Raw genomic sequence first — 7732 nt, forward strand, 5'->3', positions numbered from 1 at the left:
CCAGGCCGACTGTGGTAATCTGCATGGCGGACGCTCCCTCTCCTTGTGGCCCTCTTCATGACGACCACCCTTTGGCACTTTGATGCCGGTGAGCAGGGAGCGTCCACTCCATCAACTTAACGGGTTTTGCCCCCTTTTGCGGGGTTTTTAACCAGAGGCAGGTCGCATACTTTCAATGGCTTAGAAGCAAGCGTGACGCGCTCGAACAGCTCCGATTGGCTTAAGCTGACGCTGCCGAGCTAACCGCACTAAACTTGGCTGTATTGCTAGACCGAATGACGACCGGAGCGGATACCGTTCTCTGGCCACACTGATGTGGATGAGGATGCCCCAGCACGGGCGCGGCTGTCGAGCCCCTCGGAGGGCGTCCATGGAGATAGATCGTAATCCTACGCGCCGCTCTGCACTTGCCAACCTATGTTAATGCCCCATCTCTGGGGCCAAGAAGCAAGAACAATGAGAGGAAATCGTGCCCGAGCAATCGAAGCAGCTCTATCGCATGTACTCGCCGAGCCTCGACGCCATGATGCGTGAGGTTCTCCATACCCTTGACGACATTGACTTTGCAAACGAGGTTGAATTGGAACAGGTGGAGGGCAACGTCCTCGACCCAGACCTGAGAGAATCCATTAAAGATAAGGTCAGAACCGCCCATCAGGAGAAGCGCCAGCCGTACGTAGACCTCCTGGAGACGCTTCGGCGGCAACAGCACCGTCAATCCTTTGCCGCCTGACCATTCGCGTTGTGAGTTCCGGGCATCCTGTCAGATAACCGGCGGAGGGATACCGAGAATGCACCACAACAATACCGCATTGAGCGGGCCCCACACGCGACCCTGGATCGCCTCATGAAACTCCAATTCACGATTTGGCAAATTGTGCGCACGCTCAGCCGAATCGACGCAGGGTATCGTCTTCAGTTGACTGAGGTTGCACGCAGCGCCAGCGATGAAGACGTCAAAAGACACGTCCCGCAAAAATTGAAAGCGGCGCATCGCCACCGACGCCAGCCTTACGCTGCATCAGCTTGAGGAGCTTCGGCAGCAGCAACATCGTCAGCCCATCGGCATCTGAAGGGATCTGAGGAAGCCACCCTCTCCGGGCTGCGGGAGCCTCTCTCGACGGCCAACCGCAACTGATCATCGGCACTACATATAAGTGTCACCCTCATGAGCGAGTGTTGCGTCAAGCCCAGCAACACCCCAACTGTACCAAAAATAGGCCACGCCAATGACCCATAATCATCGGAGGAAAGCCATGTCCGCTAACACGGAATACCGTCCTTCGCACGCCGGAATGGGCGCTCCCCGTTTGTATCCATCAGAGCTTTTGCCTTCACTGCAAGCGCTCTTGGCAACTCTGGCCGTCATTGATTTCGAGCATGAGAGCGATGTGGAGACGATCAGGAATAGCGCGGTGGATGAATGGCTGAAGCAGACGACGATGAGGAAGTTGCAAGAACGTCATTGCGAGCGGCGGATGCCCTACGTTGCACAACTTGAACGCGTGCAGAAGCAGATTCAGGCCCTGGCTGCCTGACCAACGTAAGCCAAGGCAGCCGATAGAGTTCCGCTTAGGCCCTTTAACAACACGCCATCTGGTACCTATGCCAGCCGCTCCTCTTACGATGGGTCGGCGGGTGTGTTTCGGCGTGCAAGTTTGGCTCTGACGCAGATTTGGTGCAGTTGAGGACTGGATTGATGCCGTCTTCCAGAAGGAGGCAGCCTCATGCACCGAAGCCTACGCCTCTCAGCTCTGATCCCGCCCGGCTTGGTCGTGGATCAGATCCACGCTGATCCACAGCAGGTGACCATCATTGTCCATTCCGGCTTGCGATCAGGAATATGCCCTTCGTGCGGCGCGATCTCCTCGCGTGTTCATAGCCACTATCTCCGGCGCGTGGCGGATCTGCCGCTGGCCGGTCGACCTGTCCAGTTCCTGATCCGGGCACGGCGCTTCCGCTGCGATGCTGTCCGGTGTGGGCGGCAGATCTTCACCGAATGCTTTGCTCCGGATGTGATCTCCCGCCATGCCCGGCGCACCGCCCGGCTCGAGGGCATCGCCCACCACCTCGGGCTAGCTCTGGGCGGACGGCCCGCAACGCGCCTGGCCCGGCGGCTGATGCTGCCTGTAAGCAAGGATACTCTTCTGCGCCTTGTGCGCCGGCATGCCCACCTTCCGTCAGAGCCGCTGAGCGTCATTGGGATCGATGATTGGGCCTGGCGCCGCAATCATTGCTACGGCACCATTGTCTGCGATCTCGAACGGCGGCGGATCGCATCGCTCCTCCCGGACCGGGAGCAGGCCACCGCACAGGCATGGCTGGCCAGCCACCCGGAGATTGCCGTTGTCGCCCGCGACAGAGGCGGTGGCTACGGCGAGGCGGCGGCCAAGGCGCTGCCGGATGCAATACAGGTCGCGGATCGCTGGCATCTGATGGAGAACGCCAGCCGCGCCTTTCTGGAGGCGGTGCGCAAGTCGATGCGCCAGATCCGTCAGGTCATCGGATCGACAACAATCAACCCGGACCTTCTCACCTGTGCCGAACGCCTCCAGTACGAGGGCTACTTGCGCCGTGAGGAGACCAACTCAACGGTCAGGGCTCTCGGCGCGGACGGCCTCCCGATCAAGCAGATTGTCCGGCGCACCGGCTTGAGCCGCGGCACGGTACGACAGATCCTGCGGGGGTGCCGGAGCGATGTCTTCCGCCAGCGTGAGAGCAGCCTCGAGGCATACTGGCCGCTGCTCGAGGCTCTCTGGACCAGCGGGTGCCGCAATGGCGCCGAGCTCTGGCGGCGTGTGCGGGCCAGCGGCTTTCGCGGTTCGCTGCGCGTTGTGGGGGAATGGACCACCCGCCGCCGTCGGGCTGACCGGATTGGAGACGAGCAGCTTCAGCGCATCCCGTCCGCCAGGACCATTGCTCGGCTGATGAGCACGGGGCGAGACGCGCTGACCAAGGCGGAAACGGTGACCATCGCCACGATCGAAAGCGGCGTGCCAGCTCTCGTCCGTGCCCGCGACACGATTGCCGAGTTCCAGACCTTTATCCGGAGTGGCCGCGAGGCTGACCTGACATCATGGATTGCCCGAGCGCGCCAAAGCCTCGTGGCCTCGTTTGCCACTGGCGTTGCCAAGGATGAGGCGGCTGTTCGTGCGGCGATCACGCTACCATGGTCGAACGGTCAGACAGAGGGCCAGATCACGAAACTCAAGCTCGTGAAGCGTCAGATGTACGGCAGAGGCCATCTCGACCTCCTGCAAGCCAGATTGGTTGGAGCCGAATGACACGTCACGACGACTGCTGCACCAAATCTGCGTCAGAGCCCAACTTCGACCCCTCCGGCGTGTGGGCGAAGCTACCTGCTCCGAGGCTCGACCGGGACACGGTGCCGCTCGCACATGAGTTCCTGGCCGACATGCTGGGCGTACAGCGCTCCACCGTCAGCAGCATCACCAGACCGCTTCAGGAGGCAGGCCTCATCAGACAGGGCCGCGCTGGCCTGGAGCAGACCTCCTGCGAGTGTTACGGCACGGTGCGCTGCAGCTTCGAACGGCTGCTCCCTCACACCTATGGGAACAATACGATGAGTGGTCTACGTCAGCAGCTTCGATGTTCCTGATCCTTATTTCACACTCCTGTTGAGCGCGCGACGCGCCTCGCAGGTGAGATCGTCTGCCCTACCTGTGATCTTGGATAGAAGCAGGGAGGGTAGAATGTCCGATCACGTCTACAAAGTCGTTGAACTAGTGGGCTCATCGACGAGCAGCATCGAGGATGCCATTCAAACGGCGATCAAGCGTGCCGACCAGACCCTGCGAAACCTGCGGTGGTTCGAGGTGGTGCAAACCCGTGGGCAAGTAGAGAACGGCGAGGTCCAGCATTACCAAGTGGTGCTCAAGGCCGGCTTTACCTTGGAAGGCGAGTATCCGTAGTACGAGACAAGCGCTTCCTAAACGCGGCAGGAAACCAGTGGCGGAGTAACCCTGAATCTCTAGCCCGAACTCAGCGGACAGTTGTGGCAGGATTAACAGGCAGAGTCTGTGATATCGTTATGGGTGATATCAACATGGGTTGCCCTACCGGGCTTGTGGACCGGGCACAGGCTGCTTCCCACAAGGCATCGAATTGTAAAAACAGTGACACTTCCGTTGTCACAAGGCGGGGAGTGTTTCGCTCACCCAATTCCTTCAGGGTGGCTTCGCCTTTAGGCTAAACATTCTTCGTGAAAGAACAGTGATTTAGAGAGCTCGCAACTATCACGGCGATTTCCCATTGAGGAAAATCAGAGACTTAGCAGAAAGCTATGGATTGCCAGAGAATGTAAAGAATTGACAAATTTACACTGGACTCGTTGTAAAAGTTGACACTTGGACCTTAACTCGCCTTCACGGTCCTGAACACGCCCGCTACTTCCTCGTTCAACCTTCACAGAAACGAGGAATAAGATCGTGACGTACCAAGATCAGATCACACAGGCTCAGCGGCTCATTGAGGGCCAGAGCACCTGGAACGGCATCAACCCCAAGTCTGTCGCTCGGATGCGGCTGCAGAACCGCTTCCAAACTGGCCTTGATATCGCCCGCTACACTGCCCAGATCATGCGTGAGGATATGGCGGCCTATGATGCCGATCCGTCGCTTTACACCCAATCGCTGGGTTGCTGGCATGGCTTTATTGGCCAGCAGAAGATGATCTCGATCAAGAAGCACTTCGGCTCGACCAAGCGCCGCTATCTCTATCTCTCAGGCTGGATGGTGGCGGCCCTGCGCTCAGAGTTCGGCCCGCTGCCCGATCAGTCCATGCACGAGAAGACAAGCGTTCCCGCCCTGATCGAGGAGCTCTATACCTTCCTGCGCCAAGCCGATGCCCGTGAACTGGGGCTGCTGTTCCGTGACCTTGATGCCGCGAGGAAGAGTGGCAACTCGGTTAAGGAGCGTGAGATCGTCAACGCCATCGACAACCATCAGACCCATATCGCGCCGATCATCGCCGACATCGATGCCGGCTTCGGCAACGCCGAGGCGACGTATCTGCTCGCCAGGAAGATGATCGAGGCCGGCGCCTGCTGCCTTCAGATCGAGAACCAGGTCTCGGACGAGAAGCAGTGCGGCCACCAGGACGGCAAGGTCACCGTTCCGCACGAGGACTTCCTCGCCAAGATCCGCGCCATCCGTTATGCCTTCCTTGAACTCGGCGTTGATGACGGCCTGATCGTCGCCCGCACCGACTCGCTCGGCGCCGGTCTCACCAAGCAGATCGCCTTCAGCCGCACGCCAGGCGATATCGGCGACCTCTACAACAGCTTCCTTGATTGTGAGGAGATCACGCCGGAGAACTGCGTCAACGGCGATGTGGTGATCAATCGCGACGGCAAGCTGCTGCGCCCAAAGCGGCTGCCGAGTAACCTGTTCCAGTTCCGCTCCGGCACGGGCCAGGACCGCTGCGTGCTCGACTGTATCACCGCCTTGCAGAACGGTGCGGACCTGTTGTGGATCGAAACCGAGAAGCCGCATGTCGAGCAGATCGCCGGCATGGTGGACCGCATCCGCGAGGTCGTCCCGAACGCCAAGCTCGTCTACAACAACTCGCCGTCCTTCAACTGGACCATCAGCTTCCGCCAGCAGGTCTACGATACCTGGGAGAAGGCCGGCAAGGACGTGTCGCAATACGACCGCGCCAAGCTGATGAGTGTGGACTACGATAATACCGAGCTGGCCGAGGAGGCCGACGAGCGCATCCGGACGTTCCAGGCGGACGGGGCCAAGCGCGCCGGCATCTTCCACCACCTGATCACACTGCCGACCTATCACACGGCGGCGCTCTCCACCGACAACCTGGCGAAGGAGTACTTCGGCAGCGAAGGCATGCTCGGCTATGTGCGCAACGTCCAGCGCCAGGAAATCCGCCAGGGCATCGCCTGCGTCAAGCACCAGAACATGGCGGGCTCCGACATGGGCGACGACCACAAGGAATACTTCGCCGGTGAGGCTGCCCTCAAGGCCGGCGGTGCTCACAACACCATGAACCAGTTCGGCTAGACTTCTGCCGCGGGCCGAGCCGCGATCTGTGCCGCCGCTCGTTGATTGCACCTCGCACTCGCGGTTTGCCGAAGTCTAACGACACAGAGGCCGCACGCCTTTCAGTAGAAGAGATGCTGTGGTCACCGATTGACTTTAACAGGAGTGAAGAACATGACGATCTCTGAAAAGCCACAACTGAAGAGCCGCTTCGAAGACGCTGCCAGCTCGATGTCTCCTGATCAAGAGGGCGCCATCCGGATCCTGGCCAATGAGCTCCATCGCGTGAACGAGGCGGTGATGAACTGCGTCAACCATGGCCTATCCATTGAGTTGCAGAGGGTGAAACGCTGCCATTCTGAGACAGGATATTGGGGCGATATGATCGTGCCGGTCATCGTCAAGCAAAGTGACAAACAGAGTTAGGCGGATTGAAGAGCGGGTCGTGTCAGCCGACGGTCCAGCCGCATCGTCGAAGCGTCGGGTAGAGCCGTCGAGTAGTGTTGTGGGGCTGAAGAGTTCAGCTTGCAGACGCCGCTTGACGGCACACCCGGGCCTAATGATGGCTCTTGACCACGTGGCTGCTATTGCCGGTGTCTTTGTGGATCGAGGTGCGGTTTGCGTTTGGAATGAACCAGCACCAGTTCTAGCCAGATCCAATTCGCCCCTGCAACTTACGAGTTCCTCCCGAACAGGGCCGTGGGGCGACGTGGATAGGCCTGGCGATCCAGGCACCAACACAACTTGGAGGACGGAGCTGCTCAAGGATCGCCTGCAGAGCAAGGGACGCGCTCCCTTCAAGAGAGCCAATTTGACTTTCTGACCCTGGAAGGGCTCTGCACTTGGTTTGTCGCCTTTAGGTGAAATGCAAGGTGCAGCAGACCTGGAGGAGAGTGCCGTGGCCCACTATTATTTCGACGTCCTGAACGGGAAGCAGGTCATGCGTGATGACGAGGGCTCCGAGTTTGACAGTCTCGACGCCGCAGTACAGGGAGTGGCACGCTCGGCGGCTGAGATTGGAACAGACCGGCTGGCAAAGAGCGATACTAGCCATGTTGTCATAGTGGTGAGAGACGAGCAGGATCAGCGGGCCTGCACGGTAACCGCGTCGATGAAGATCGATCGGCATGACCAATCGCCTCAGACCTATCATCTTTGGAGTGCGCAATCCGCAGACGTCCGCACCTATCAAAACGAGCCCGGGGACGATTGGCCCGGCTTTCTCGAAGACCATCAGGAGCATCAACACGTCTGACGGTCAACACCTGATGTCATCTTCCCGCTCCTCTGGGACTGGCACGAGCCCAAGCTGGCAAAGCCTACTCCTAGGTAAACCAACCTGCCGGACATAAACTTCCATCGGGCACGGCACGATGCAGGAGCAGTCGGGATGGCATTGAAGAAGCAAACCCTTGCGATCCACGATGTCTATGTGCCTGTGAAGCGGCGCCAAACTCTGGACCTGCAGAAGGTTGAGGCTTTGGCTGAGAGCATGATGGCCGCTAACCAGTACGGCTAGCTAGAAGTAGCTGCGCCAATGGCACGTCCGGGCGACTAGGACGAGCAGAGAGTGGTGATACTGTTGTACCGATCATAGCGAGAAACGGTCGGCCAGACAAGGTTAGAGTCGGCGGCTCGCACGGTGAGGGACATGACGCCGCAGCTCTGACAGTTTGAGCCTCGGGAGCAGTAGTGCGTACTGGACGAAGGGCAAG

At 59.3% G+C, this 7732-nt stretch carries 10 protein-coding genes; all 10 read left to right on the forward strand.

The genetic code is table 11. The features are described from left to right. Positions 1-469: 469 nt before the first annotated feature. Positions 470-733 carry a hypothetical protein gene (locus ACS5Q1_RS37645; RefSeq protein WP_473103040.1) on the forward strand — a complete coding sequence of 88 codons (264 nt, stop codon included), beginning with the start codon at positions 470-472 and terminating at the stop codon, positions 731-733. 114 nt (positions 734-847) lie between these two features. Next, on the forward strand, positions 848-1030 hold the full coding sequence (locus tag ACS5Q1_RS37650) for a hypothetical protein (RefSeq protein WP_473103041.1): 183 nt from the start codon (positions 848-850) through the stop codon (positions 1028-1030). A 226-nt stretch (positions 1031-1256) separates the two neighbouring features. After that, the gene (locus tag ACS5Q1_RS37655; protein WP_473103042.1) at positions 1257-1538 is read left to right on the forward strand and encodes a hypothetical protein; all 282 of its coding nucleotides are present in this window, start codon (positions 1257-1259) and stop codon (positions 1536-1538) included. Between the two features lie 189 nt (positions 1539-1727). Further along, positions 1728-3284, forward strand: a complete 1557-nt coding sequence (locus ACS5Q1_RS37660) for an ISL3 family transposase (protein ID WP_473103043.1) — start codon at positions 1728-1730, stop codon at positions 3282-3284. Then, positions 3281-3619, forward strand: a complete 339-nt coding sequence (locus ACS5Q1_RS37665; protein WP_473103044.1) for a helix-turn-helix domain-containing protein — start codon at positions 3281-3283, stop codon at positions 3617-3619. Before ACS5Q1_RS37660 ends, ACS5Q1_RS37665 begins: the two co-directional genes overlap by 4 nt. A gap of 94 nt (positions 3620-3713) precedes the next feature. Beyond that, entirely contained in the window at positions 3714-3932 is a 219-nt protein-coding gene (locus tag ACS5Q1_RS37670; protein WP_473103045.1) for a dodecin, read from the forward strand. Between the two features lie 516 nt (positions 3933-4448). Beyond that, a complete protein-coding gene (locus tag ACS5Q1_RS37675; protein WP_473103046.1) occupies positions 4449-6038 on the forward strand; it encodes an isocitrate lyase in 1590 nt (529 codons plus the stop codon). 153 nt (positions 6039-6191) lie between these two features. Then, on the forward strand, positions 6192-6443 hold the full coding sequence (locus ACS5Q1_RS37680; protein WP_203445731.1) for an SMc00767 family acetate metabolism repressor: 252 nt from the start codon (positions 6192-6194) through the stop codon (positions 6441-6443). Between the two features lie 472 nt (positions 6444-6915). Next, a complete protein-coding gene (locus ACS5Q1_RS37685) occupies positions 6916-7272 on the forward strand; it encodes a DUF6894 family protein (RefSeq protein ID WP_473103047.1) in 357 nt (118 codons plus the stop codon). A gap of 135 nt (positions 7273-7407) precedes the next feature. Then, complete coding sequence (locus tag ACS5Q1_RS37690; RefSeq protein WP_473103048.1) at positions 7408-7536, forward strand: hypothetical protein; 129 nt, start codon at positions 7408-7410, stop codon at positions 7534-7536. Positions 7537-7732: the final 196 nt, after the last annotated feature.

Source organism: Microvirga sp. GN3 (genome assembly GCF_055792825.1).

What these genes read in the sequence shown, in the direction of transcription:
- ACS5Q1_RS37650 (WP_473103041.1), top strand. Translation starts at nt 848, where the DNA reads ATGAAACTCCAATTCACGATTTGGCAAATTGTGCGCACGCTCAGCCGA.
- ACS5Q1_RS37655 (WP_473103042.1), top strand. Translation starts at nt 1,257, where the DNA reads ATGTCCGCTAACACGGAATACCGTCCTTCGCACGCCGGAATGGGCGCT.
- ACS5Q1_RS37660 (WP_473103043.1), top strand. Translation starts at nt 1,728, where the DNA reads ATGCACCGAAGCCTACGCCTCTCAGCTCTGATCCCGCCCGGCTTGGTC.
- ACS5Q1_RS37665 (WP_473103044.1), top strand. Translation starts at nt 3,281, where the DNA reads ATGACACGTCACGACGACTGCTGCACCAAATCTGCGTCAGAGCCCAAC.
- ACS5Q1_RS37670 (WP_473103045.1), top strand. Translation starts at nt 3,714, where the DNA reads ATGTCCGATCACGTCTACAAAGTCGTTGAACTAGTGGGCTCATCGACG.
- ACS5Q1_RS37680 (WP_203445731.1), top strand. Translation starts at nt 6,192, where the DNA reads ATGACGATCTCTGAAAAGCCACAACTGAAGAGCCGCTTCGAAGACGCT.
- ACS5Q1_RS37690 (WP_473103048.1), top strand. Translation starts at nt 7,408, where the DNA reads ATGGCATTGAAGAAGCAAACCCTTGCGATCCACGATGTCTATGTGCCT.